Annotated in this window: 20 protein-coding genes; 5 read left to right on the plus strand and 15 right to left on the minus strand. The window is 70.1% G+C overall.

Annotated features, from left to right (window positions below):
- Positions 1-125: 125 nt before the first annotated feature.
- The 7 genes from OHA73_RS40205 to OHA73_RS40235 form a co-directional block, all read right to left on the minus strand.
- The gene (locus tag OHA73_RS40205; RefSeq protein WP_327657688.1) at positions 126-407 is read right to left on the minus strand and encodes a DUF6406 domain-containing protein; all 282 of its coding nucleotides are present in this window, start codon (positions 405-407) and stop codon (positions 126-128) included.
- Entirely contained in the window at positions 404-7477 is a 7074-nt protein-coding gene (locus OHA73_RS40210; protein ID WP_327657689.1) for a toxin glutamine deamidase domain-containing protein, read from the minus strand. Before OHA73_RS40210 ends, OHA73_RS40205 begins: the two co-directional genes overlap by 4 nt.
- A 156-nt stretch (positions 7478-7633) precedes the next feature.
- Positions 7634-7945, minus strand: a complete 312-nt coding sequence (locus OHA73_RS40215) for a hypothetical protein (protein ID WP_267067826.1) — start codon at positions 7943-7945, stop codon at positions 7634-7636.
- Between the two features lie 56 nt (positions 7946-8001).
- Positions 8002-8472, minus strand: a complete 471-nt coding sequence (locus OHA73_RS40220; protein WP_266723725.1) for a hypothetical protein — start codon at positions 8470-8472, stop codon at positions 8002-8004.
- A 151-nt stretch (positions 8473-8623) separates the two neighbouring features.
- Complete coding sequence (locus tag OHA73_RS40225; protein WP_327657690.1) at positions 8624-9055, minus strand: hypothetical protein; 432 nt, start codon at positions 9053-9055, stop codon at positions 8624-8626.
- Positions 9056-9172: 117 nt separating this feature from the next.
- Positions 9173-9403, minus strand: coding sequence for a DUF7489 domain-containing protein (locus tag OHA73_RS40230; protein ID WP_266723729.1), 231 nt, complete (start codon positions 9401-9403; stop codon positions 9173-9175).
- A gap of 80 nt (positions 9404-9483) precedes the next feature.
- On the minus strand, positions 9484-10968 hold the full coding sequence (locus OHA73_RS40235; protein WP_327657691.1) for an amidohydrolase family protein: 1485 nt from the start codon (positions 10966-10968) through the stop codon (positions 9484-9486).
- Between the two features lie 187 nt (positions 10969-11155).
- On the opposite strand from OHA73_RS40235, the gene OHA73_RS40240 reads away from it, so the two are divergent.
- Positions 11156-11923, plus strand: coding sequence for an SDR family NAD(P)-dependent oxidoreductase (locus tag OHA73_RS40240; RefSeq protein WP_327657692.1), 768 nt, complete (start codon positions 11156-11158; stop codon positions 11921-11923).
- 125 nt (positions 11924-12048) lie between these two features.
- Here the strand turns inward: OHA73_RS40240 and OHA73_RS40245 are convergent, their stop codons facing one another.
- Entirely contained in the window at positions 12049-12999 is a 951-nt protein-coding gene (locus OHA73_RS40245) for a ScbA/BarX family gamma-butyrolactone biosynthesis protein (protein WP_267067821.1), read from the minus strand.
- A gap of 120 nt (positions 13000-13119) precedes the next feature.
- Here OHA73_RS40245 and OHA73_RS40250 point away from each other — a divergent pair, with 120 nt between their 5' ends.
- Positions 13120-13773 carry a ScbR family autoregulator-binding transcription factor gene (locus OHA73_RS40250; protein ID WP_327657693.1) on the plus strand — a complete coding sequence of 218 codons (654 nt, stop codon included), beginning with the start codon at positions 13120-13122 and terminating at the stop codon, positions 13771-13773.
- Positions 13770-14474 (plus strand): HAD family phosphatase, encoded by a 705-nt coding sequence (locus tag OHA73_RS40255; RefSeq protein WP_327657694.1) that lies wholly within the window; start codon positions 13770-13772, stop codon positions 14472-14474. The genes OHA73_RS40250 and OHA73_RS40255 overlap by 4 nt, the downstream gene beginning before the upstream one ends.
- A gap of 102 nt (positions 14475-14576) precedes the next feature.
- Here the strand turns inward: OHA73_RS40255 and OHA73_RS40260 are convergent, their stop codons facing one another.
- The 7 genes from OHA73_RS40260 to OHA73_RS40290 all read right to left on the minus strand — a co-directional run bounded on the left by OHA73_RS40260 (position 14577) and on the right by OHA73_RS40290 (position 22016).
- Complete coding sequence (locus OHA73_RS40260; RefSeq protein ID WP_267067818.1) at positions 14577-15602, minus strand: aldo/keto reductase; 1026 nt, start codon at positions 15600-15602, stop codon at positions 14577-14579.
- Between the two features lie 34 nt (positions 15603-15636).
- A complete protein-coding gene (locus OHA73_RS40265; RefSeq protein ID WP_327657695.1) occupies positions 15637-16617 on the minus strand; it encodes a quinone oxidoreductase family protein in 981 nt (326 codons plus the stop codon).
- A gap of 99 nt (positions 16618-16716) precedes the next feature.
- Positions 16717-18207 (minus strand): MFS transporter, encoded by a 1491-nt coding sequence (locus OHA73_RS40270; protein WP_327657696.1) that lies wholly within the window; start codon positions 18205-18207, stop codon positions 16717-16719.
- Positions 18200-19756 (minus strand): MFS transporter, encoded by a 1557-nt coding sequence (locus OHA73_RS40275; protein WP_327657697.1) that lies wholly within the window; start codon positions 19754-19756, stop codon positions 18200-18202. Before OHA73_RS40275 ends, OHA73_RS40270 begins: the two co-directional genes overlap by 8 nt.
- Positions 19753-20205, minus strand: a complete 453-nt coding sequence (locus tag OHA73_RS40280) for an SRPBCC domain-containing protein (protein WP_266723745.1) — start codon at positions 20203-20205, stop codon at positions 19753-19755. Before OHA73_RS40280 ends, OHA73_RS40275 begins: the two co-directional genes overlap by 4 nt.
- 29 nt (positions 20206-20234) lie before the next feature.
- Positions 20235-20999, minus strand: a complete 765-nt coding sequence (locus OHA73_RS40285) for an SDR family NAD(P)-dependent oxidoreductase (protein ID WP_267067813.1) — start codon at positions 20997-20999, stop codon at positions 20235-20237.
- A 75-nt stretch (positions 21000-21074) separates the two neighbouring features.
- Positions 21075-22016, minus strand: a complete 942-nt coding sequence (locus OHA73_RS40290) for an ACP S-malonyltransferase (protein WP_327657698.1) — start codon at positions 22014-22016, stop codon at positions 21075-21077.
- 383 nt (positions 22017-22399) lie between these two features.
- Between OHA73_RS40290 and OHA73_RS40295 the strand changes: the two genes are divergently transcribed.
- Together OHA73_RS40295 and OHA73_RS40300 are read left to right on the plus strand one after the other, a co-directional pair.
- A complete protein-coding gene (locus OHA73_RS40295) occupies positions 22400-23446 on the plus strand; it encodes an AfsA-related hotdog domain-containing protein (protein ID WP_267067811.1) in 1047 nt (348 codons plus the stop codon).
- Positions 23443-24525 (plus strand): 3-oxoacyl-ACP synthase, encoded by a 1083-nt coding sequence (locus OHA73_RS40300; protein ID WP_327657699.1) that lies wholly within the window; start codon positions 23443-23445, stop codon positions 24523-24525. The genes OHA73_RS40295 and OHA73_RS40300 overlap by 4 nt, the downstream gene beginning before the upstream one ends.

Raw genomic sequence — 24525 nt, forward strand, 5'->3', positions numbered from 1 at the left:
CTCCATCACGGTAATACGGGCTCCGGTTGCTGTTGACGGTCGGTCATGTTCATGAACCGGCGCTTCCCAGGCCGGTTGGCCGGTGACCTCGCGGCGGCCCGCGGCGTTCCGCCCAATGGCGTTGCCTACCGCTCTCCAGGGCCTTTCTCCGGGACCCGGCACAACTTCACGACCCAGTCCTCCTCGCTCGGCCACCCCGTCAACTCGGCGAGCTGCCATGTTTCATCGCCCACGGGGAAGGTCTCGCCAACGCGGAGAGTGTGACGGTGCATCTCGGTGGTCACGCTCCGGATTTCAACCCTGACCGAGGCGTCGGAATCCCGGTAAATGTCCGTTACCGCGAACCTCGCGTTCTCGGACTTGCGCTGAATCCCCTGCCAGAGGTGAACCGTGTCGGCGCTGCTCACTTCTTATCCTCCAGAGATGCGTACTGGTTGCTGCAATACTTCATGAATTCCTTGATGGTCAGCGGCTCGGGATGGTCCTCGTTGTGCGGATTGCGCAACTGGATGAGGCCCTTGTCGTCAACCGAGACGATCTCGTAGGCGTGGGAACTCAGGAGGCCCTTCTCCATCTTGTTCTCCACACCCGCACCCTTCGGGCGGGTGCCGATAACAACCGGCCTGTCGCCTTCCGTCAGTTCCCGCAGGTGGGACAGGAGTTGCTTCTCCGGGCTGCGGCCCTGCATATCGTACTGCGTCGGGAATTCGTGGTTCTCCGCCGTACGTCCTGTGAGCTGGGCGAGCAGCTCGGCGCGGTCGCCCGATGTGGAGCCCTGGGTGATGCGGGAGTAGCCCGTCAGCAGGTTGCCGTCGAAGTCCTTGTTGCCGGGGAACTGCGCTTCGTGCTCGCGCTTCTTGTCGTCCCAGAACTGGTCCAGGCCGGCGATGGCCTTCTCCATGATCGCGGGCCAGGCCACGCCCACCCCCTCGGCGTCGGCGTAGGCGGTGGAGTTGGGGAAGTCGCTGTACACGGGCAGGTCCGGGGTGACGCGCACAGTCAGGATGCGGCCGGTCGGAGCCTGGTGACCGTAGTTGTTGCGCGCGACCTCGTGGAAGTGGACCTCATAGGCGTCGTCCTCCATCTCACGAATCATGTCCTGGAGGAGGTCCGGGTACCTGCTCGCCATGGCGCCCATGGTGGCGATCATTCCGCAGTCGCCGATGGCGCCCTGCTGTGTCTGCTCACGCGACGGAGGCCCATCGAACAGCGGTACACGCGTCCCGTCCGGGCGGTCCAACGGAGTGCCGTAACGGTCGGGCTGGATCTCCGGCGGCTTCTTGTGGTTGCCGAAACGCGGCTGGTCCACCTCAGTAGTGACCTCGGTGGGCTCGGCAGGCCCCGACGGGGTCAGGAACTGCCAGACGCGCTTCAACCGGCCCTGCTTTTCCTGCTGGTTGTCGGCGGCGGGCGAACCTTCGCGAGGCTCGTCGGTGGATTGGGACGGGGCGCTGGTGTGCTCGCCCGTACCCGAGGTTGCGATGACGGGACGTGGGATGTCTCGCGCGCTCGCGGATTCGGTCTGCGGCTGCGCAATGTTGTGGTTCGAGCGTTGCGAGTCCGTCGGCGTGGGTGTTCCGGCGTCCGCAGGTGTGCGCCCGCCGCTGGGCGTGTCGGTGGGCGGTGTGCTGGCGGAGTTGGTCGGGGCCCTGTGGCCTACGCCTGGGGGTTCGGCCGGTGGGCGGCGGTCCGTACCGGCAGGGTTGGACGGCGGACGGCGGTCCGTGTCCGGCGTAGCTGATGGAGGCGTGTGGTTGGGATCCGCGGGATGCGACGGGCCCGACTGGGGGGCCTGGCTGGGCGGTGTGTGTTGGTCGGGTGCCGGAGCCACCGGGGCGTTCTGGTCCGGGTTCGCCAGCGTCTGTGTCAAACCATCGATGAAATTCAGGTGAGCCCGAATTTCTTGGTCCATGATCCTTTGGTTCGGTGTGCGGAATTTCTTGAGAGCCGTCTTGATTTCGGCTTCGGTTTTCTTTCCCTCGTCCACCAGGCGCTGCCGCTCCTGCGCCATCAACTCTTTGCGCTCAGGGTCGACTCGGTAGGTGGTGCTGTAGTACACCGGAACACCGGTCATGGCCTCGGAATCACGGATCGTGAGGGAGCAGTCGGCGTGCCCGGAGTTTCCTTTTCGGCTACCACAAGGCTCTCGCTCGGTATACAGGCCGGCGAGGGTGTACTTGGGCTTGCCGTTCGCTTCCCGGTTCTTGTTGAGATGTTCGACCCATTCCAAGATGTGGCTCTCGGAGTGGCGGGGACGCACAGCGTCATCGGAGGGTGGAACCGATGAGTCGATGATGTAGTGGCTTTCGCCCTTGTCGTCGACAATCTCGACAACCGCGTAATTCTTGTCCGAATCATCGCCAGACTTGCGCTCGATTTCCTCGAGTAGCTGTCGCAGGTTCTCCGGGTTTTGCAGGATCTCGGAACTCGGAGTCGCCGAAACCTCGCGCCGCCAGGAAGCCACGGACTCGGCGAATTCAGCCGCAGGATCGGGCTTGTTGCCCCGCTTGGGTGGAGCATCGGCATACGGGGAGTTGTCCTTGGCCGCTTCGGGTGCCATGCCGACCGCGTTGTTCGCGTGAAACGAATGGCTCATGCGCCCGAGCGTCGCCAGGGCGGCGTAGCGCTGACCGTCGTTCATGTTCGACCACGCAGGGTCGAGGTGACGACGCAGGTCACTGTCCGTGAAGTTGGTCTTGGGAACCTGGACGTTTCGGTGAGCGAACTGCGCTTCCTGGTGGGCCGCCGTGGCTGCCGGAACAACAGCCCTGGCATCCGCCAGCCGCTGTTCAGCGGCTGCCTTCCGCTCTTGGGCGGCCTCCTTCTCCGCGTCGGTCTTGGCGTCCTTCTCAGCCTTGATCGCCTTCTTGCGATCCTTGTCGGCGCTACTGACCTCTTTGCGAGCGGCGTCCAAGGCCTGCTTCGTGGCGCGGACGTTCTGCGCCGACTCCACATAGTCCTGCCGACGGTCGAGGGACTCCCGTAGCAAGTTCGCGAGCGGGGACGGCGTGTTGTCACCCGGGGGTGTGGCCCATTGCTGCATCTGCTGCTGGACAGGATCCAGGTCGATCCTGTGGACGCGGGGCTGTTCCCGGAGCTCTTGCTGCGACGAATCCGGTGGGAGATTCGCGTGCTCTTGATTCTTTGTTTCCGGGTCGGGAAGGCTCTGATTACGTCGCCCGCGAGTGTCTGCCGCGCTCTCGACGTTGGACTCATTGCCAGAACCCGCCGGACGCTGAGGCGACAGGCGGTCCTGCGCAGGCGGGGCGGTCTGACCCTGGTTCTGCGCGGCAGGCTGGTTGGTGGTGTCGATGGGGCGGCGGTTGGCGTCCAGGGGGATGGCGAAGACGCCGTTGTTGCCGTTGTGGAGCGGGGTCGTGGAGCTCTGGCCCGTCTGGGGGTCGGCGTAGACGATCTGGCCGTTGTGGTTGACCACGTTCCAGGCGTGGGCGCGGCCGTCGGCGTTCTGCGTGATGATGACGGCCTGTGAGCCGTGGCCCTCGTTGAGGAGGGTGGTCTCCAGGTTGTTGTACGCGTCGCGGCCGTCGCCGAAGTCGTCGAACTGGGCGCCCAGGGTGTTCTCAATACGGTCGCGGCCGCCCGGCTCCGGGGTGTCGGCGGGGGAGCCGTCCTCGTTCGGGCTGCGGCGGGCGGCGACCGTGGGGTTGCCGGCGTACGAATCGGCGAACGCGAGTGCCCCGTCGGGGCAGTTGACGTCGCGGCCCGAGTCGTCGGGGTTTTGGCCGCGGATGTCGTTGAGCCAGGAGCCCTCGCGCGGGTCGGCAGCCTGCTGGAACGAGCCGTCCTCGTTGCGTGGGAATCGTTCCTGCTGCGCGCGGCTGTCGGCGTCGGTCGGGTCGTCGTAGCCGTCCGGGGGGCCGGAAGGGCGAGTTGCCGTGGACGGGGTCGGTTCCGTCGAGTCCTGGTGCTGGTCGGTGCCGTCGTCCGGATTTTGCGTGGAGTCGGTGGAGTCGGTCGCGTCGGTGTCCTGAGAATCCCCGGGATCCTTTGGGGATTCGGAGTCCTGGCTGTCCTGGCTGTCCTGGCTGCCCTGCGCGTCCTGGTCCGTGTCGGACTGCGGGTCTTCCTGGTTCGTCGACTCCGGGGGCTGCGTGGTGTCCGAGTCCAGATCCGGGGTGGCGTCCGTGTCCGGGGTGGAGGTATCGGAGGCCGGGGCCTGATCCGGGGCCGGTTCCTGTGTGGTGTCGGACGACTGGGGGTCGGGCGTGGACTGGTTCGTCGACGAGTCCGGGTCCGAGGTGTTGTTCGTTGTGTCCGGGGTGGTGTTCTCCGCGGACGGCTGCGGCGTCGACGGAGTCAAGAAGTACGGGGTGATCGGATTCCTGTTGGCGTCCAGTGGGGTGTAGAAGACCTCTTGGGCGCCCAGGTGGATCGGGTTCTCGCTGACGACGCCCGTTTGCGGGTCGACGAACAGGACCTGGCCGTTGTGGTTGACCGCCGCGAAGGCGTGGCCGCCACCGCCGGGCCAGTTGACGCCGATCACGGCCGCCGAACCGTGCCCGGCCTGCGACAGCTCGTGGGCTATTCGCACATACGGGTTGGGGTGGTCCTTGCCCGCGTACGTGCTGGGGGCGCCGGCCCAACGTGCCTGGTTGTCGACCGAGTCGCGCTCCGCGGAGAAGCGGTTCAGGCTGCCGTCCGGGTTCTGGTCCAGGGTGCGAGGGGCGGACACCGTCGGGCGGCCGAACCATGTCTCGAGGAACGAACGGGTGCAGTCGGCGCAGTTGTTGGACCGGCCGGGCACGCCAGGGCCACCGTCGTTCTGCAGGCCGGCCCAGTTTCCTTGCCGCGGGTCCGCGAACACCTGCGGGGTGCCGTCGGGGTTCCTCGGGTGGGCGTTCTCGAGGTCCTGTTGGTGGGCGGGGTCGGGTGTGGTCAGGCCTTCGGACGGGGTGTTCAGGTCGTTTCGGATGTCCGAGAGGTTGTCTGCCTGGGACGGGGGCGGAGGTGCCGTGGGCTGTTGCTGTTGTTGCTCGTGCTGGTTCTGGTCGGGCGTCTGGTTGGTGGCGTCCGGCTGTGGGGTGGTCGGCTGGTGGTTGTTCTGGGCCGGCATCCCCTGGCCGTTCGGCGTGGGCGTGGGGGACTGGTGGTCGGACGGACGGTTGTCCGGCGGGCGGTTCGTCGGGCGGTCGCCGCGGGGCGGAGTGGTCGGGCGGCTCGGTGTCTCCGTGCGCGGCGTGCTGGTGCGCGGCGGCGATGTGGGGCCGTTCTGCTGGGTGTTCCGGGACGGTGTCGTGGGCCGGGTGCTCGGCTGGTCCGTACGCGGTGTTGTTGCGCTGGGCGTGGTGGACCGCGGTGGCGTCGTGGGGCCGCCCGCTGCCGGTGCCTGCGTCGGGATGGGGCCGGCCGTCGGTGGCGGCATGGCGCCAGGGGGCGGCGTCGAGGGCGGCGCGGAGGACTGGGCCGCCTGCTGCGGGACGCCCGCGTCAGCGGACTGCGCATTGGACGCTGGGGGTGCCGCCGTGGCGACGCCGCCCATGAGGTCCATGTCCGGGTCGCTCGGGTCGTGCGGGGTCAGGGACGGGTGTGTCGGCGCGTGGCCCTGGCCGGGACTGGCGTGGGAGGTGGGCGCGTTGCCGGGCATGGCGCCGCTCGGCATGCGGCCGCTGCCGGTGCCCTGGCTCTGGTTGTCGTTGTTGGTGCCGTCGCCGGAGTCGCCCGGCGTGGGGCCCTGAGCCTGTGCGGGCATGGTGCTGACTGAGTCGCGGTCGACCTGGTGCGCAGCGGGGTCGGGGCTGGAGTTGTCCGGCGCGGGGGTGGGCGCGGCCTCGGGCGGCGTGGACGGGGTGGGCTCGGGATTGCGCTGGTCCGGGATCGACGCACCCTGGCCCGGGCTGGGGGTGTCGGCGCCCTCCGGACGGCTCGGGGCGGCGCCCTCCGGTGTGGTGTCCGGCGTCGGGGAGGTGCTGACGTCCGGCGTGGTGCCCGTGCTCTCGTTGGGCGAGGGATCGGAGGGCAGGGACGGCTCGTTGCCCGGCGGCGTGTTCGTCGGGGCGTCTGGGCTGCTGTCTGGACGGGCGGAGTCAGGGGTGGTGTCGGGGGCCGGTCCACCCTCGATGTCAGGTGTCGTGGCGGACGGTGTGGACGAGTCCGGGGACGCGCCGGGGGCGGAGGAGTCGGGGCTAGACGAATCCGGGGTGGAGGCGCTGGGGCTCGAGGAGTCCGGCGTGGAGGAGTCGGGGCCGGACGGGTCGCCGCCCGACGGCTGACTGATGCTGTCCTGGTACGCCTGGGTGCCCACGTCGAACGGGCTGGGTGGGTCGGAGCCACGGCTCGGCGTGGGCGAGGGCGAGGATGTGGACGACGAGTTGTCCGGTGAGCCCGTGCCGCCGGTACCGTCCGTGCCGCCGCTCGGCGCCGTACTCGGCGAAGAGGTGTCCGAACCGCCACCCGGCGGCGACGAGGACGAAGGGCCGCCGATGTCCGGCGCCCTGCGCCCGGAGTCGCCGCCGCTCGAACTCGGCGAAGTACTGGAACCGGACGAGTCGCCCGACGAACTTCCGCCGTTCGAAGGCGAGTTGGACGAACCCGACGAACTGCTGGAGCCGGGGGAGTTGCTGGACGAACTGCCGTCACTGGACGACGAGTTGCTACTCGACGACGAACCGCCGGAGGACGAGTCGCTGGAGCTGGACGAGTTGGACGAGCTGTCACTGCCAGAGCTCGACGAACTGTCGCCTCCGTCCCCGCCGTCGCCTCCGCTCAGACCATGGCGGGCGCCGTGCCCCGCCCGGGAGCCCGCGCCGTCGCGCAGTGACTCGCCGAACGTGGAGCCGGAGTTCTCCAGGGCGCTCTTGCCCTCTTCGTAACCCGTCTTGGCGGTGCGCCCCAGGTCGTAACCGGACTGCTTGCCGAAGTTCTGCTCGACGGTCTGGGCGACCACGTCGGAGATCATGGCTTCGAGAGCGGAGACGAAGGGTTCCTTGGCGGTCTCCAGCACCGCTTGCAAGATCTGTTGGGCGATCTCCTTGAGGAGCTTGCGCAGGATCAGGCGCGTGGCGGCGGCCGCGCCCATCGCGCCGATCTCGGACAGGCCCAGGGTGAACGGAGCGGCGACCTGGGCGGCGGCGATCTCGACCGCCAGGATGACCAACTGGGCGATCACCGCGATCTTCAGCCCGATGATGAGCATCGCCGCGGCGTCCATGCAGATGGCGATCAACTCGGCGCCCTGGCGGGCGTCGTCGAAGTAGCCGGAGCCGCCGGCGAATTTCTCCCAGGTCTTGTTGAAGCCGTCGATGGAGTCCCCGGCGTTCTCCGCGAGAACGTTGCCGGCGGCGGTTAAGCCGCGGGACTGGAGGTCCGTCACGTCGGCGGCGAACTGGCGCCAGGTGTTGGCGCACTCCATCATTTTGTCTTCGTCGCCTGTGGGCCAGTCGAAGCCGCACATCTCGAGAAGCCACTCAAGCCCGTTGGGCAGCATCAAAGCCACGACGAAGACCCCCGTTGTCGCCATGTAGTTCGTGTTGTCCCGGCCTTGTGGGCCGGCTCAATCGGCTTGCGCCGACGCAGAGCCATGCTCATGCCAGAGACTACCCACTGGCCCTATGCAACCCTCAACTATCCCGTGTCACAGTGCTGTTGCAGACGAACCGGTCCGAAGGCAGCCGGCTCAACCGTTGGTTCGGCGCATGCTGCGGTAGAGGTCGATCGCGGAGTCCGGCGGGAAGTTGGGGATGTAGGTGACGGCTCCGTCGGTCTTGGAGATCACCATGTGGCTGCCGCCCAACGGTGCCTGGGTGCCGGGCGGCGGCGGGGGCATGACAGCGTGGACGAGGAAGCCGATGTCGAACTCCACCACGTGCAGCGGCGCCGGGTTTCCTTCCGGATTCAGCACTTCGAATCGGGACCGAGCGGCGGCCAGGGCCTCTTCGGCGGTGGTGGGGACGGGCTGCACCGCTTCGGGCGTGCCGGGCTGAGACACGAACGCTCTCCTATGGGCAATTGAGTGACGGCAAATCAGCCAACGCTGTGAGTCGGCTACTTGCTCACGGACTTCAGAACGTGGACCTCGCCGCCGAACTGGTTCTCCGGCGTCTGCTCCTTGACCAGAGCCTCGTTGAAGTCCTCGTTCTCCTCGTGGTTCTTCGCCATCCGCTCCAACGCCTTGCCGATCTCGTTGAGCTTCGTGGCCAGGTGCTCCATCGAGTCCGTCATGCCGTCGCGCAGACCCTCGTAGACCACGCCGAACTTCTCGCCGAGTTCGTCGTCGCCCCAGGGCGGGGTGCCGGCCTTGTCGCTGAAGGTCGTCATGCCCTTCCAGGCGTCCTGGGCGACGCTCGCGAACGACGTGTCCTTCGGCGCTTCGCCCCCGCCGCCTCCGCCGTCGCCCTGCGCGGCCAGGCCGTTCTTCAGCCTGGCGGTCGCCTGGTAGAACTCCCTGCCGATGTCGGAGAAGCTCTGCCCCTCGGCCTTCAGTGTCTCCGGACTGCTCCTGAATCCGTCACCCATGACTACGCCCCCGTTTCACCAACCGGCGCCATCTTGCCGCTGGTTCGCGTCCGTCTCATGTCTACGACAGCGTACCCAGAGGCACTGACAAGCGCTCAACCTCCGGGTGTCACAGTGCTGTTCCGAGACCGGCGGGGGAGCGGGCCCGGGATCAACCCCGGTGTCCGCCCTGCCCACGCTTCTTCGACCCCGTGAACAAGTTGGTCGAAGGACCGTCGCGCTCGTCGCGCTCCTTCTGCTCCTCCTCTTCCCGCTTGCGCGCCCACTCCTCGCGCTTCCCGCGCTCGGCCTCGCGGTCCTCCATGGTCTGCGACTCCGCGGCGTGCCGGATCTCGGTCATGCGGTCGCCCAGTGCGTCCATGTAGCGCGCGTCCTTGATGGCGTCGGTCATGCCCATACGTCCCGACAGGATGCCCTGGGCCATCTCCTGAAGCGGGCCGTTCACGTTGGGGTTGTTGGCGAGTGTGCGCAGCGCCTTGTGGAGGCTCTCGGCCTGCTCCGGATCCTGCGCGACGTCCATCAGCTCCGAGTCGTCGATCTCCCGATCGCCCGGCCCCGGTCCGCTTCCCGGCCTGTCGGTCATGAGGAACCCCCTTCGAGCCCAGCGGGCCCTTCACCTTCACGCACACCGATCCACGAGCCTATCCAGCGGACCGCTCGGGCCGTCAACCCGCCCTCATCCACCCACAATTCGCCCGGTCTAGCGAGGCGCCTTGGCCGGCTCCGAGGCCCCCGCTTCCTTGACGAGGCGGTCGCCGATGGTCAGTGACTCCCACAGGGGCTTGTCCAAGCGGACCTTGATCGTCGAATCGTCCTGCAGGCGGACCTCGACGTAGTGGTAGAGGTTGGAGCCGTCGGTCGCCCGGCGGGTCTTGTCGATGACGATGCCGTCCCAGGCGTCTTCTTTGCGTACTTTGCGGGATTTGAACATCTCGCCACTGTAGCGGGCTGCCCGCGTCGGGCTGGTGCAGCCACCCCGGCAGCCCCAGCCCGCCCCAACCTCCCATGTCGTTACCGCGGTTCGCCCCGCAGCGGTCGCCCCGGAAGAGCATCGGGGCGCAGCGCGCCGTCCGAGATCACCGGCACCCCGGCCACGTACAGATGCCGCACCCCACGCGACGCCCGTGTGGGATCCGCATACGTGGCCGTGTCGGTCACCGCGGCCGGGTCGAGGACCACGAGGTCCGCGTCGGCGCCCACGCCCAGATGCCCCTTGGCGCGGGCGCCGGGGGCCACGTCGTCGAGGATGCGGGCCGGGAGGTAGGAGCAGCGGCGGAAGGCCTCCAGCCAGGTCCAGGCTCCGGTTTCGCGCACCATCAGGCGGAGCGTCTTGGCGAAGGTTCCGGCCGTACGAGGGTGTGTCGTGCCGCCGGGTGGCAGGGGCCACCGGGTGCTGTCGTGGCTGCCGTCGGGCCAGAAGACGGGCATCGCGTCGCTGGCGACGACGGCGTCGGGGAAGGCGAGTGCCTGCCGCAGCAGGGCCAGGTCGCGCGGGTTGTCCTCGTCGAGGAATTCCAGGAGGCAGGGCGCGCCCGGGTCTTGTGTGCGGAGCTGCTCCAGGCGGGCTGCGTCCGCGATCCGTTCCCCCGTTTCGACCATGATGACGCTGCTGGGGCCCAGGCCCTTCAGGCGTAGCCGCTCCGGAGCGATGAAGGCCGCGCCGACGGCCGTGCTGCCCGCTCCGTACGGATAGGCCTCCACTGTGACCCGTGAGCCCGACTGCCGTGATTCCTCAAGGGTGTTGAGGACGCGGTCGACGTGTCGACCCGAGGTGCTGTTGACGTGGCAGTGGTGCATCGCCGCGCCGGTCTCGGCCGCCGCGATCGCGATCTCCGTGGAGCCGTCGACAGGGGTGGCCGGATCCATTTCGACCAGTTCCCGTACGTGTGTGAACGTGGGTGCGCCGGCCTTCGCCGCGAGCCGGGCCACGGCCCGGAATTCGGCGGGCTCGGTGGCGGGCGCGTAGCCCATCAGGATGCCGATCCCGAGTGCGCCTGCCGCCAGCTCGTCCTCCAGCAGGGACAGCCACGCCGCCAACTCGCGCGGTGACGAGGACCGTTGCCAGCGCGGGTCGCCCAGCACGGCAAGGCTGGACGCGATCCGGGCATCGGGGGTGATGCCGGCGAGAACCTGGGCCCGCGCGCCGCCCCAGGAGGCGGAGAAGCCGAAGTGGAGCGGGCGGCCCGCGGCGGCGGCCTCGGCGTAGGCCCGCTCGACCGGCATCAGGCCGGCCTCCAGGTCGAGCGCGGTCGTCACGCCGTCCATGGCCTGCAACCGGTGCCCGGCGATGGAGTGGACGTGGCTGTGCAGGTCGACGAAGCCGGGGCCGATGACGAGCCCGGTGGCGTCCACCAATTCTGTATCCGTCGGCGGTGCGAGGTCGGTGCCGACGGCGGCGATCTTCCCATCGGCCACGAGCACGTCGGCCGCCCCGTCGAACCCACCGGCCGGATCGATGACGCGACCGCCCCGGAACAGGGTCCGCATACTCGTCATACTCGTCTCCTTCTGAACGCCCCGCTACGACCTGCTCAGTTCTACTCGGACACATGGCGCCTGGTACGTGCCGTACGAAACGTTTCACAACTCGGCGGATGCATAGGGAAGTTCTGAGGCCGTCGGGGCCAAGGGAAGATCTAGCCCGGCCTGACTCCGGCCGATCACCGTCTGCTTGACTTCCCGCATGTCAACACACGGTTTGCTCGCTGAGAAGAACATCCTGGTCGCCGGTGCCTCCAGCGGCATCGGTGCCGCCGCGGCACGGCTCTTCGCCCGTGAAGGTGCCAGGGTGGGTCTGCTGGCCAGGCGGCAGCAGAATCTTGAGGACCTCGCCGCGGACATCCGTGCCGAGGGCGGCACCGCCGTGCCGATCGCCGGCGACGTCACCGACCCCGGGGACGTCGAGCGGGCGGTGCGGGTCGTGGTCGAGGAGTTCGGTCGTCTCGACGGCGCGTTCAACAACGCCGGCACCGCCACCGTCGGGACCGAACTGCACGAGATGTCCATGGACGATTACGACCTGGTGATGGACACCAATGTGCGGGGTACCTGGAACTGCCTGCAGCACGAGATCCGCGCCATGCTCGCCTCCGGCGGCGGCTCCATCGTCAACACCTCGAGCGTCGCCGGCCTGGTGTCCACAGGTGTCGGCGCGCCCTACATGGCTGCCAAGCACGCCGTCATCGGCCTGACCAAGGCCGCCGCCCACGAGTACGGAGAGCGCGGCATCCGCGTCAACGCCCTTGCGGTCGGCTCCACTTTGACCGAAATGATGGAAGGGGCCATCGCCGGCTCCCCCGGGATCGAGAAGACCTTCTTCGCCCGCGCCATCCAGCAGCGCATGGCTTCCCCCGACGAGATCGGGCAGGCCGCCGCCTGGCTCCTGAGCGACCGCTCCACCTTCGTCACCGGTGCGACCATGCCCGTGGAGGGCGGGACGCTCGCGGTCTGATGTGACCGCCCGCATGGCCCTGCGCGCCTTCTCCGGGAAGCCCCAGGAAGCCCCGGGAAGTCCTGGGAAGTCCTGGGAAGTCCCGGGAAGCTCCGGGACGAGGGTGCAGGGCCGCTCGCGGCGGTTCAGCGCTGCTGTGCGCCGGCGAGGGTGAGGGAGGAGCGGAAGCACTCTTGACCGCTCTGCATCATGCGTACGTGTGTCACGGGCCGGCCGGCGTCGTCCTCGCCCGCGGTCTCGGCCGTCACGGTGCACGGCTGATCGAGCTCCACGTAGCGGGAGAAGAGGGCCTGTTGGCCCGCCGGGATCACCGTGAGACGCGGGTGGAGCTCCTGCGCGGCCTGGCGCGCGGCTTCCAGCAGCAGGGTGCCGGGGGCGTGGTCCACGGGGTGGTCGAAGTAGAACGGGTGGTGCACGTCGACGCGCAGGAGCCACTCCTGGGGCCGGTCGGTGGGGGAGAGGGCCACATCGTGGAACTCCCCGACGCCCAGCGGCTGATGGGGGAGCGGCGGGGGCAGCGGGACGGCCCGGGCCATGGCCTCTCGGCCGTCACCGGCGTCGGGGCGGATCCGTCGGTAGACGGCCGGTGCCAGCACGGGGAAGCGTGAGTGGGCACGGGCCAGCGAGACCCCGTCGGCCAGTACGTCGATGTCGAAGGCCAGGAATGAGGCGCGCTTGCCCCGGTACTGCGCCTCGGTGCAGGTCACGTGCAGTTCGACGTCCTGTGGTGCACGCTGCACGACGGCGCGCAGGGCGGACGGCGTGCACGTGTAGCGGAACTCGTCCCACAGAAGGTGGTGACCGAGCGGTACTTCATGGCCCACATGGGCGAGCAGTGGGAAGCTCTGGCGGACGGTCTCCACCAGTAAGGCAGGGCTGACGTGCCCGAAGAGGGGCGCGAACGAGTCGGTGGCGCGGTGCCAGTCGACGGGTATCGAGAACGTTCCGTCCGCGTTCCCTCGCCAGTCTTTGAGCAGAACCTGACAAGCGTGGTGCTTGTGGACCAGCTCCTTGGGGACCGGCCTGGCCGGCTGGGGCTGTCTTGCTGAGTCGATGTTCGTGGTGACGGTGCTCATCAACGGCCTTCATCTCGGGATGGGCGGAGTTCGCATCCAAGCCGGTGCGGCGGCCCATCGGATGTCTGACCGTAGAACATAGCGTGTATTATTTTTTGTCAACCGGCAAAGGGGCTGAAGATGGCAAAGGGTCAGCAGGAGCGGGCGCTCGCGACGCGCAGGATTCTGCTGCTAGCGGCGGCAGAGGTGTTCGACGAGTACGGGTACACGGGCGCCGGGATTGCCAAGATCCTCCAGCGGACGGATCTCACGGCGGGCGCCCTGTATTTCCACTTCGGCTCCAAGCAGGGCCTGGCGCAGGCGGTGATGAACGCGCAGCCGGAGGCGCTGGTCATCCCGGATGACGCCAAGGGGCTGCAGAAGCTGGTCGACCTGCTGCTGACCTGGTCGTTCCAGCTCCAGCGTGACCCGCTGCTGCGTGCCGGTGTCCGGCTGACGGACGAGCAGGCGACCTTCGGCATGCGCGATGTGACGCCGTATTCGACGTGGCGCACGATCATGCAGGAGTGCCTGGAGGAGGCGCGCGGGGCCGGGGAACTGCTAGCGGGGGCGGAGCCGGAGACGGTGGCGAAGTTCCTGGTCGGCGCGTGTACCGGGCTGCAGACCTACTCCCAGGTCGAGACGGGGCGCGAGGATCTGCCCGAGCGGGTCCTCGACATGTGGCGGCTGACCTTGCCCGGAATCGCGTCCACCGAAGCCATCAAGCACCTCGAAGTCAGCGTGGAGCGGGTCGACCCCGCCCTACGCACCCCACGAGAGGAACCGAAACCGTGAGCACGTTCCAGAGGCTGAAGGCGGTGGCCGTCAACATCGACGGCGTCATGCTGACGGACACCTTCAGCCCGGTCATCCACCGCTTCATCACCTCAAGGGGAGGTGAGTACACGGCGGAGACCGAGCGCTCGATCTTCTCCCAGCGGCGGGCGGAGGCGGGTTGGGCCATGGCCCGCTCGGTCCCGCAGGAGATGACGGGGCCCGAGGCGCTGGAGACGTACTTCCGCGAGCGGGACGAGTATCTGGCCGAGAACCCGGTCGAGTTGAGCCCTGGAGCCACCGGACTGGTCAGCAGGTTGCGGGCACTTGGGCTGCGAACCGTGTGCTACGGCGGGCTCGGGGCCGACCACTTCCGTGCCTCGCTCGGTGCCGACGCCGAGCTGTTCGACGAGCCCGGCTACATCTGCACCAACGACTTCCGCCCCGGTGTGGCGGAGATACCGGGCATCCTCGGCCTGACGCAGGGCGAAGTGGTCTTCATCGATGACGTGGCCAAGGTGGGCGAGGTGGCCCGGACGGAAGGGGCACCCTTCGTGGGCTACCCCAGCACCTTCCCGCACAGCCACCAGGCGCAGTTGATGCGCGAGGTCGGCGTTGAGCACTTGGTGTCGCACCTGGATGGAGTCGACGAGACGCTGCTGAGCGGGATCGACGAGTCGGTTGCTGCGGGACGTCTGTGGGCGACGGCGCCGGTGAACTGACCTCGTACGTCGGGTTGTTGCCCGCCCCGGAGGGGGTGGCGGGCAACAATTGGACGAGGGGCGGACAACCACCGGACGGGGTACGGGTTTTCGGCTCTGCCGTCAGCGGCGCCGAAGCCGTGCGTCGGACAGGTGCGGCGGCACATAGTCGGCATCGGCGGGGTTGAGGTCGGTGCCAGGCGGGACGAGCTCGTCGATGCGGTCGAGCACGTCGTCGGGCAGGTCCAGTTCGGCCGCGCCCAACAGGTCCTGCAACTGGGCCAGGGTGCGCGGGCCGATGATGGCGCTGTCCACGGCGGGGTGGGACAGGACGAAGGCCACGGCGAGGTGGGCCAGCGGCACCCCGGCTTCCCCGGCCAGCTTGAGCAGGTCCTCGACCAGCTCGAGTTTGCGCCGGTTGCCGGGTGACTCCTGGTCGAACTTGTACCGGATCATGTCCTGCCGGAAGCCCGCCAGGCGCAGCTCCTCACCGGCGCGGAAACGCCCCGTGAGCCAGCCGCTGTTGAGCGGGGACCACGTCAGGACGCCGATCCCGTGCCGCTGGGCGGTGGGCAGCACGGCGCGCTCGGCACCCCGAAGGAAGATCGAGTACGGCGGTTGCTCGGTGCGGAAGGGGATGTGCCCGCGGCGCTCGGCGGTCCAGCGTGCCTCCACCAGTTGCTCGGCGGGGAAGTCGGAGCTGCCGATGGCCATCACCTTCCCCTCCCGGACCAGATCGGACAGGACCGAGAGGGTCTCGTCGATGTCGGTGTCAGGGTCGGGCCGATGGATCTGGTAGAGGTCGATGCGGTCGGTCCGCAGCCGGCGCAGGCTGCCCTCGACGGCCTGGCGGATCCAACGGCGGGAGTTTCCACGCTGGTTGGGGTCCTCGCCCATCGGGAAGTGTGCCTTGGTCGCGAGCACGACGTGGTCGCGGCGGCCCTTGAGGGCGTGACCGAGGATGGTCTCGGCCTCACCGCCGGAGTACATGTCTGCGGTGTCGATGAGGTTGATGCCCGCGTCCAGGGCGGCGTGCACGAGCCGGGTGGCCTCGTCATGGTCGGGGTTGCCCCATGAGCCCAGCATCATCGTGCCGAGGGCCAGGCGGCTGACCGTGATTCCGGTGCGGCCGAGCGTGGTGGTGCGCACTGTAGGTGTCTCCTTGCCGGGAAGGACGGGAACGTCAGGCGCCGATGGCGAGGACGGTCTTGCCGGTGCTGAGGCCGGAGCCGATGTGGCGGTGTGCCTCGGTCGCCTCGTCGTGGGCGAAGGTGCGGCTGATGGGCACCGTGACGCTGCCGTCGAGTACGGCGGTGAGCGCGCGCCGCAGCGCGTCGGTGATCTCCTGAGGTGCCTCGGCGGCCAGGGCGGCGAGGTTGAAGCCGAGGACGGCCTTGCCGCTCATCCACAGGTCGTTGGCGCCGAAGGGGACGTCGTCGGCACCCGATGCGTTGCCCATGGCCACGAGCCGGCCGCCGATGCCGAGGGCCTGCATGCTCTGGGTGCGTGCGGCCCCGCCGACCGGGTCGACGGCGATGTCGAAGCCGCGCCCGTCGGTGAGGTTCGCGGCTGCCGCGGGCAGTTCGTCGCGCAGCAGCACATGGTCGTAGCCCAGGGCCTTGGCATGCTCGATCTTCTCGGGGCTCCCGACGGTGCCGACCACCTGAGAGGCGCCGAGCAGGCGGGCGACCTGCCCGAGCTGGCTGCCGACACCGCCGGCAGCGGCGTGCACCAGGACGGACTCGCCCTTCTGGAGCCGGGCCGTGCGCTCCAGGACCAGGAAGGCGGTGCTGGTGTTGGAGGGGGTGGCGGCCGCCAGCTTGAGGTCGGCGCCGGCGGGCAGCGGGCAGACCAGTCGGGCGTCGGTGACGGCGACCTGGCCGTAGCCCCCGCCGCGCAGCATGGTGAGCGCGGCCACCTGCTGGCCGGGGCGCAGGCCGGTGACCTCCTCGCCCACGGCCCGGACGGTGCCGGCCACCTCGATGCCCGGAACGTAGGGCAGTTCGAGGTCGACGACGCCGGAACGGAAGAGGATCTCGGCGTAGTTGACGCCGGCCCAGGCGACGTCGATGGAGACGTCCCCCGGGCCGGAGGTGGGCTGCGGGGCGTCGGTGAGGGTGAGGACTTCCGGGCCGCCGAAGCGGGGGATGGTGATGGCGCGCATGCGTCGTACCTCGCGAGGTCTGGGGACGGTGATGGTGTGTACGGAACTCGTACGGAACTGGCAGGGGAAGCGGGAACTCGTACGGAAAGCAGGCGCGGGTCAAGCCGGCTCGTGCACGACCTCCCGACGCCGATCGGACGGCAGGTCCGTGGTGTTCGCGCGCGGCCGTCGCAGGAGCGCCGCGATCGCCGCCGCGGAGGCCAGGCACAGCGCGGCGAAGCACCAGAGCACGGAGTGCAGGCCGTCGGCGAGACCGGGGCCGGTGAGCGTGCCCTGTGTGGTCTGCGCGAGAACGGCGCCGACCGCGGCGATCCCCACCGTTTCGGCGGTGAGCTTGGCGGTGTTGAAGGCGCCGGACGCCGCGCCCGCGTGCTCGACCGGGACGGCGTCCACGGCCTGGCCGTCGAGCAGCCCCTGTGCGATGGCCACGCCGCACCCGGCGACCAGCAGGGCGGGCAGCAGGGACGCGCCGGTCGCCATCCATGCCGCGCCCGCCGCCACCAGGACCAGTGAGGCCACCACCTGCACCCGGGCCGGGATCCAGCGCACCAAGTAGCCGCACAGCAGCGGCAGGACGAGCACCGGAGCGGTCAGCGCCAGCATCGCCCACCCGGCCGTGGACGGGGTCATGCCCACAGCGCGCGTGAAGTAGGTCGGCAAGTAGGTGAGCAGCGGGGCGAAGAGCCCGACCACCGCGGCCACCGCCAGGCACAGCGCCGCGAACCGGCCGGTGCCCACGTGCCGCAGGTCCAGCAGAGGACGCGCGGCCGTCCGCTCGCACCGTACGAAAAACGCAAGCGCCGCGACGGTGATCGCCGCGGACGCCCACACCAGCGGGGACGTCCAGCCGAGCAGCGGGCCCTCCACGAGCGTGAAGACCAGGGCCAACAGCCCCACGGTGAAGCAGATCGCGCCGGCCGGGTCGCCCTGACGGCCCGTGGCCCGCGGTGCGGCGGGGCGCGGCAGCAGCGGGACACCCAGCAGACACACCGCGCCGACCAGGCCCGGTAGGGCGAAGGCCGCCCGCCAGCCGAAGCCGTCGACGAGCTGGGAGGCGACCGTCGGACCGAAGGCGAGCCCGACGCCGATGGTGGTGCCGAACAGGCCGAAGACGCGGGCCCGTGAGCGGCCGGTGAACGCCCCCGCCAGCACCGCGCTGGCACCGGTCGTGGTGGCGGCGGCTCCGATGCCGGCGAGTAGGCGGGCCGCGTCAAGGAGCCAGATATTTCCGGCAGTTGCGGCCAGCAGCCCGCAGGCCGCGAAGAGCGCCACACCCGTGGCGAAGACGCGCCGGGCGCCGAAGCGGTCCGCCCACGCACCGGTGACCAGCATGAACGCCGCGAAGGTGGCGCTGTAGGCGTTCACCACCCACTGGGTGTCCGACAGGTCGACGTCGAGCTGCCGGGCGATGTCGCTCAGCGCCACCGAGGCACCGGTCAAGGTGAAGGGCACCAGGAACAGGGCGACCAGCGTGGTGGCCAGAACGGCCGCGGAGCGTCGCGGAGTTGACCCGGGTGCGCTCCGCGGAGTTGTCCCGGGCACGCCCGGCTGAGGTGCACCGGGAGCGCTCTGCTGCGAGGCCTCAGGCATGCTCGGCCTCCTTCACCCGCGCGGTCTGCTCCGCCGGAACCTCCGCGCTGTCCTGTCGCCGCGGCGCGAGCAGCTTCCACACCGCCACGCCGATGACGGCGCACAGCGCGGCGCTGACGAGCAGGACGGTCTGCCAGGCACCGGTCAACTCCTGGGCCACCAGCTGCTGGAAGCTCTCACCTGTGCCGGACGGGGCCAGGCGCGCCAGCCCCTCGCGCTCACCCGCCGCGGCGGTGTTGGCGATCTCCCCGGCGGACGCGGCGGTCCGGCCGTCGTCCGCGAGACGCCCGGTGAGCAGTCCGACGAGGGCGGCGCCGGCGGCGGCGATGGCCACTGCCTCGCTGCCCAGGCGCAGGGTGTTGAGGAACCCGGCGGCGGTGCCCACCGATTGGGGTTCGACGACGTCGAGGACGGCGCCGTCGACGAGGCCGAAGTTCAATCCGAGGCCCACGCCGAGCATGATCAGCGGTGCGGCGAGGTCCGCGGCTCCGGCGCCCGGGTGCAGGGCGAGGGCCAGCCAGGCCACACCGGCCGTGAGCAGCAGCACGCTCAGCCCGAGGACGGCCCGGGTCGACATGCCCCAGCGCTGCAGCCGGGCGGCCAGCATCGGGGTCGGCAGGATGGGCAGCGTCATCAGGAGCATGAGCGTGCCCGCCGCCTGGCTGGAGATCCCGTCGGCCACGACCAGGTAGTTCGGCAGCAGGGGCAGCAGGATTACGAAGGCGAAGGTCGCCGCGACCGGGACGAGGCAGAGGCCCATGAAACGGGCGTTGCGCAGCAGCGCCAGGTCCAGCATCGGCGCGCTCACCCGCTTCTCGACGGCGCCGAAGGCGGCGAACAGCACGACGCTGCCGATCAGCAGGGCGACCACCGCGGGGCTCGACCAGCCCCACTGCGGGCCCTCGGCCACACCCATCATCAGGGCGAACAGGGCGGTCACGAACAGCACGGTGCCCAACCAGTCGACCCGCGCGCCCTGTTGGGGCCGCGCCCCGCTCATCGCCGGGATCGCGCAGGCCACCAGTGCCATCAGGATCGCGTGCAGGCCGAAGAAGGAACGCCAGCCCAGCGAGTCCGCCAGCACTCCCGCGGCCATGGCGCCCAGCGCGAGCCCGGCACCGGTCACGATCCCGACCGCGGCGAAGGCGCGCGTACGGGCGGCGCCGGTGAAGGTGGCGGAGAGGATCGCGCTGCCGCTGGTGAGCAGGGCGGCGGCGCCGATGCCCGCCAGCGCGCGGGACGCGTTGAGGACGGTGATGTCACTGACCAGAGCGCTCAGGGCGCTGGAGGCGGTGAAGAGCACCGCTCCGGCGGCGAACAGGCGCCGGCGCCCCCAGACGTCGGCGAGGGAACCACAGGCCAGCATGAAGCTGGAGAAGGTGAGGTTGTAGGAGTGCACCACCCACTGCAGGCTCGCCAGCGAGGCGTCGGTGTCACGGGCGATGTGCGGCAGTGCGACTCCGGAGCCCGTCACCGAGGTCGGCAGCACCAACAGCGCCAGCAGGACGGCGACAAGCACCCATGCGGCGCGGGAACGTCCCGTACTCACGAGGCGGCCACCAGGGACTCCGCGCGCACCTTGAGAGCGGCGTTCATCAACATGAAGCCCTGCTCGATGCGCCACACCATCGCGCCGGCCAGCGGCATGCTCAGCCCGCCGAACTCCTCGAGCTGGCGCAGCCGGACACCCCCGTCGCGCTCCTCCAGGACGAAGGAGTGGCGGGCGCGGAAGAACGCGGGATGCTTGATGATCCCCGACCACTGCAGCAGCCGGCCCTCGTGCAGGGCGGTCACGGTGGGTGTGTGGGTCTCCTCCTCGGTCTTCATGGGCCGCTGCATGCGCAGGTGGAGCCGGGCCCCGGCCTCGATGCGGCCGCTTGCGTCGATGATGAAGGGGTTCCAGTCGCGGTAGCGGTCCAGGTCGGTGACGGCTTCCCATACGGCCTGGACCGGTGCGTCGATGTCGACGTGGGTGTCGATGCTGCGTCGTGTACGCACGATCGTCTCCAAGGGGTTCGAGGTCCGGTTCAGGCCGGGATGGACATGGACAGGCCGCCGTCGACCAGCAGGTCGACCCCGTTGACGTAGGCGGCGTCGGAGGAGGCCAGGAAGGCGACCACGGAGGCCACTTCCTCCGGTGTGCCGATGCGGCCGCACACCACGTCGCGGCGCGCCGCCTCGCGGCCCTCCTCGGTGGGGACCGACTCGCGGTACATGTCGGTGTCGATGTAGCCGGGGCTGATGGCGTTGACGCGGACACCGTGCGGCGCCAGGTCGGCGGCCAGGGTCTTGGCGAGGTTGCCCGCGGCGGCCTTGGAAGCGGCGTACAGCGAGCCGATGGCCAGTCCGCGGTGGTGGGTCCACGAGGCGTTGATGACCACCGCGGATCCCTCGTTGAGCAGCGGCAGGGCGCGCTGGACGGTGAAGAAGACGCCCTTGACGTTGGCGGCGAGCACGTCCTCGACGTCCTGTGCGGTGAAGTCGCCCAGGCGCTTGAAGACGCCGACACCGGCGTTGGCGAAGACCGCGTCCAAGGTGCCGAAGCGCTCGCGGACGGCGTCGGCCACAGCCTCGGCGCCGGAAGCCGTGGAGATGTCGGCGGACACGGTCAACACCCGTTGCCCGGCGTCCAGTTCGACGGCCGCCTTCTCCAGGCGCTCGGTATTGCGGCCGACCAGGGCGACCCGTGCTCCTTCGTCGAGGAAGCGGCGGGCCGCGGCCAGGCCCATGCCGGAGCCGCCGCCGGTGATCAGGACGGTCTTGTCGGCGAAGCGGGAGGTGTGCACATGCATGGTGGGTAACTCCTCATGGTTGTACGGGAATTGGGTGCGGGCGCGGGTACGGGAAGGGTGTGAGCGCGCGCCGGGTCAGACGGGGGAGGGAAGCAGCTGATCCGCGCGCTGGACGGCGAGTTCGGGGACGGCGCGGCGCGCGAGCCCGGCCATCGTGCGGCCGGGACCGACGTCGAGGAGCCGGGCGCAGCCGGCCGTGTCGCGCAGGGTGCCGAGCACGCCGTGCCAGTGCACCGGGCCGGTCAATTGCGCGAGGCACAGTGCCGGCCAGTCGGCGCCCCGCGTGTGCACGGCCGCGTCCACGTTGGCCACGACCGGCGCGTGTACGGGTGCGAACTCGACCGACTCCAGGGCCTGGGCGAGCTCCTCGGCGGCCGGCCCCATCAAGGGGGTGTGGCAGGCCGCGGAGACCGCGAGCCGGGTACAGGCGACACCGAGGATCTCGGCGCGCCGCCCCAGCGCCTCCACCGCATCGGGCGCCCCGGCCACCACGGTCTGCCGGGGACCGTTGAAGTTGGCGAGCCACAGCGCCGGGTGATCCACCCGTACCTCGGCGACCAGCACTTCCGTCGCCGCCTGCCCGGCGGTCACGGCCGCCATGGCACCCGGCTCCGACCGCGCGGCACGCGCCATGGCCCGACCCCTCGCCGCCACAAGCCGGGCGCCGTCGTACGCGCTCAGGGCGCCCGCGGCGACGAGGGCCGTGTACTCGCCCAGGCTGTGCCCGGCGTGAACGTAGGTGTCCGACGCGAAATCCGCGACGTCCTCCAGGCTCCGCCACGACAGCAACGAGGCGGTGAACACGGCGAGTTGGGCCCGGTCCGTGCGAGCCAGGTGGTCCGCGTCGGCCTCCAGTAGCAGGTGTGCCACGTCCAGGTCCGCCGCCTGCGACACCTCCTCGACCAACTCCCAGGCGCGGCTGGTGGACCAGGGGGCGCCCAGGCCCGGACGCTGCACCCCCTGCCCCGGAAACAGCGCGGCCGTGCGCGCTGCCGGAGACGCTTCATTTGCAGCCATCTTCTTCTTCCCTGCTCCTTCGTTCGGCGGTCGCCCTAACATGTTCACGACCGCTTTCTAAAGCGGCGCTCAAGGATCGCTAAAGCGCAATTCCCCCCGCCTCGTATTCGGCGGCTTTAGTGATTCTTTGGTGCGCCCCAGTGAGACTCCTGGTGTCGGCCGAGCAACGGACTCGGCCCCATCGGGAGGGACGCATGAACCACACGGAGCGGGCCGCGCGGGCCGGACTGAGGAATTCCCACGCCGCGAGAATTCGGGCGTTGATGGGCCTGGCCGAGGAATTCGAAACACCGCGGACTTTCGCCGGACCACCGCACCCGCGCCCCTGGCGTTCCCCGCTGCCCCGGTCCGCCTGACCGCCCGCTCCGACGAAAGGAAATCCCGTGCCCCCGACCCTGTCCGCACCGTCGGCCCCGCACCGCGGCGAACAGGCGGAGCTGTCCTTCACCCGCACCGTCGACCGCCGCATCCTGCACCGCTGGGCACTGTCCGAGGTCTTCCTCACCGATGTGCACCACACCGACGACGGCGGCTACCGCGCCGCGGCCCAACTGCCGTGGAAGCACCCGTACTACGGCGACCACCTCACCCGCCTCGACTGCCCCGACCCGCTGCTCCTCCTCGAGTGCGTGCGCCAGGCCGAGACCTGGGGCGGGCACGCGGTCGCCGGTGTGGGCGAGGACCGCCAATTCCTGCTGCGCCGCTGGACCATGGCGCTGCCGGGCCTACTGACCGCCCCTGATACGCAACGTCCCGCCGAGGTCTCGGTGGCGGTGACGACATCAGGCGCCCAGGGCCCCGCGGGCTCCCCGCGCCGTCTCACCTTCGCCGCCGACGTGGGGGTGTGGGACCACAACGTAGGACAGGTCCGCATCGAGGTCGGCTACATCCCCTCCGATGTGTACGCCGCCGTGCGTGAGAGCGGCCGTGGCAGACCGCTTCCCGACTTCGCCGCGCTGCCCCGCACCACCAGCTCCCTGGCCCCGCACTGGGTCGGCCGCACCGACCGCCACAACGTCGTCCTCGACGACATCACCGTGGACGGGCAGGGCACTTCGGCGCGTGTGTGCGCCCCGCTGGACAACCGCAGCATGTTCGACCACGCCCAGGACCACGTGCCCGGCATGGTCCTGATGGAGGCCGCCCGGCAGTTGTGCCTGTTCACCGGGGCCGAACTGCACGGCACATCCGCGGCCCACACCACCGTGGCGGGCTTCGACTTCTCCTTCAGCCGCTACGCCGAGCTGGACGCGCCGCTGACCGCCCATGTGCGGCACAGCGGCCCCTACGCAGGGGACGACGCCCTGGCCTCCGCACTGCCCCGACTGACCACCCACCACGTCGAGTTCCTCCAGGACGGAGCCCTGTGCGCCCGCGGCGTGCTGCACACCACCACCGCCCGCGCCGCACCCCAAAGGAGGCAGCCGTGATCGACATCCCCCGCGGCACCTGGATCGCCGCCGCCGAGTGGCTCCCGGCCACCTCCCGGACCCCCCAGGACGCCCTGCTCCTCGGGCAGGTCACCGCCGAGGAGATCGCGGCCATGGGGTACTCCTACCTGCCGTGCTCGGAGGACCTGTCCGCACCGCAGATGGCGGCCGAAGCCGGACTCGCGGCCCTGGAACGCGCCCAGGTGGATCCCGCGCGGCTGGGCTCCGTCCACCACGCCTGGACCTACTACCAGGGCCACGACTTCTGGTCCCCGGCCCACTACGTCGCCGCGCGCCTGGGCGCCCGGCACGCCGTCCCCGTCGGCATCCAGCAGATGTGCAACGGGGGCGCGGCCGCCCTCGAAGCGGCCGTCGCCCGCCTCGCCGTCACCGCACCACCCGCCTGCGCCCTGGTCACCACCGCAGACCGCTTCGTCGCACCCGGCTTCGACCGCTGGGCGGGCGACTACGGGGTCTGGTACGGCGACGGCGCCACCGCCGCCGTCCTGGGCCGCGCCGCCACCCCCGGAACAGTTCCACCGGAACGGTCCCTGCAACTGCGCGCCCTGGTCACCCGCGCCCAGCCGGACCTGGAAGTCGTGCACCGCGGCCGCGACCGCTTCCATGCCGCCGCGGGCGAACTCGGGCCCGTCGACGTACGCCGCACGAAGAAGGCCTACCTGAGCGGCACGAGCCGGGACGCCTTCGTGGCCCGGCTGCGGCGGTGCACCACCGAAGTGCTCGCCGCCGCCCTCGCCCAGGCCGCCGACCGGCCGGGGGCCTGCACCGATAGCGGCCCGCGCAGCGTCCTGCTGCCCCGCCTGGGCGCGGCCACGGCACGCGACATCTACGGCAAGGCCGTCGCCGAAGTGACCGGCGCCCCGGCCGTGGACCTGGGCGCGGGGACCGGACACCTCGGCGCCGGGGACGCCCTGTCGAACCTGGCGGCCCTGTCCGACCCCTCCCACCCGCAAGGGCTCCTCCCGGGCGAGTACGCCGTCGTGCTCAGCGCCGGAGCCGGCTTCACCTGGAGCGCGCTCGTCGTGCAGCGCCCCACCGAACAGACCGACCCGTCGTGA

This window comes from Streptomyces sp. NBC_00483, from assembly GCF_036013745.1.
Taxonomy (GTDB): domain Bacteria; phylum Actinomycetota; class Actinomycetes; order Streptomycetales; family Streptomycetaceae; genus Streptomyces.

What these genes read in the sequence shown, in the direction of transcription:
- OHA73_RS40220 (WP_266723725.1), bottom strand. Translation starts at nt 8,472, where the DNA reads ATGGGTGACGGATTCAGGAGCAGTCCGGAGACACTGAAGGCCGAGGGG.
- OHA73_RS40245 (WP_267067821.1), bottom strand. Translation starts at nt 12,999, where the DNA reads ATGAGCACCGTCACCACGAACATCGACTCAGCAAGACAGCCCCAGCCG.
- OHA73_RS40230 (WP_266723729.1), bottom strand. Translation starts at nt 9,403, where the DNA reads ATGTTCAAATCCCGCAAAGTACGCAAAGAAGACGCCTGGGACGGCATC.
- OHA73_RS40270 (WP_327657696.1), bottom strand. Translation starts at nt 18,207, where the DNA reads ATGCCTGAGGCCTCGCAGCAGAGCGCTCCCGGTGCACCTCAGCCGGGC.
- OHA73_RS40265 (WP_327657695.1), bottom strand. Translation starts at nt 16,617, where the DNA reads ATGCGCGCCATCACCATCCCCCGCTTCGGCGGCCCGGAAGTCCTCACC.
- OHA73_RS40235 (WP_327657691.1), bottom strand. Translation starts at nt 10,968, where the DNA reads ATGACGAGTATGCGGACCCTGTTCCGGGGCGGTCGCGTCATCGATCCG.
- OHA73_RS40225 (WP_327657690.1), bottom strand. Translation starts at nt 9,055, where the DNA reads ATGACCGACAGGCCGGGAAGCGGACCGGGGCCGGGCGATCGGGAGATC.
- OHA73_RS40250 (WP_327657693.1), top strand. Translation starts at nt 13,120, where the DNA reads ATGGCAAAGGGTCAGCAGGAGCGGGCGCTCGCGACGCGCAGGATTCTG.
- OHA73_RS40285 (WP_267067813.1), bottom strand. Translation starts at nt 20,999, where the DNA reads ATGCATGTGCACACCTCCCGCTTCGCCGACAAGACCGTCCTGATCACC.
- OHA73_RS40290 (WP_327657698.1), bottom strand. Translation starts at nt 22,016, where the DNA reads ATGGCTGCAAATGAAGCGTCTCCGGCAGCGCGCACGGCCGCGCTGTTT.
- OHA73_RS40240 (WP_327657692.1), top strand. Translation starts at nt 11,156, where the DNA reads ATGTCAACACACGGTTTGCTCGCTGAGAAGAACATCCTGGTCGCCGGT.
- OHA73_RS40210 (WP_327657689.1), bottom strand. Translation starts at nt 7,477, where the DNA reads ATGGCGACAACGGGGGTCTTCGTCGTGGCTTTGATGCTGCCCAACGGG.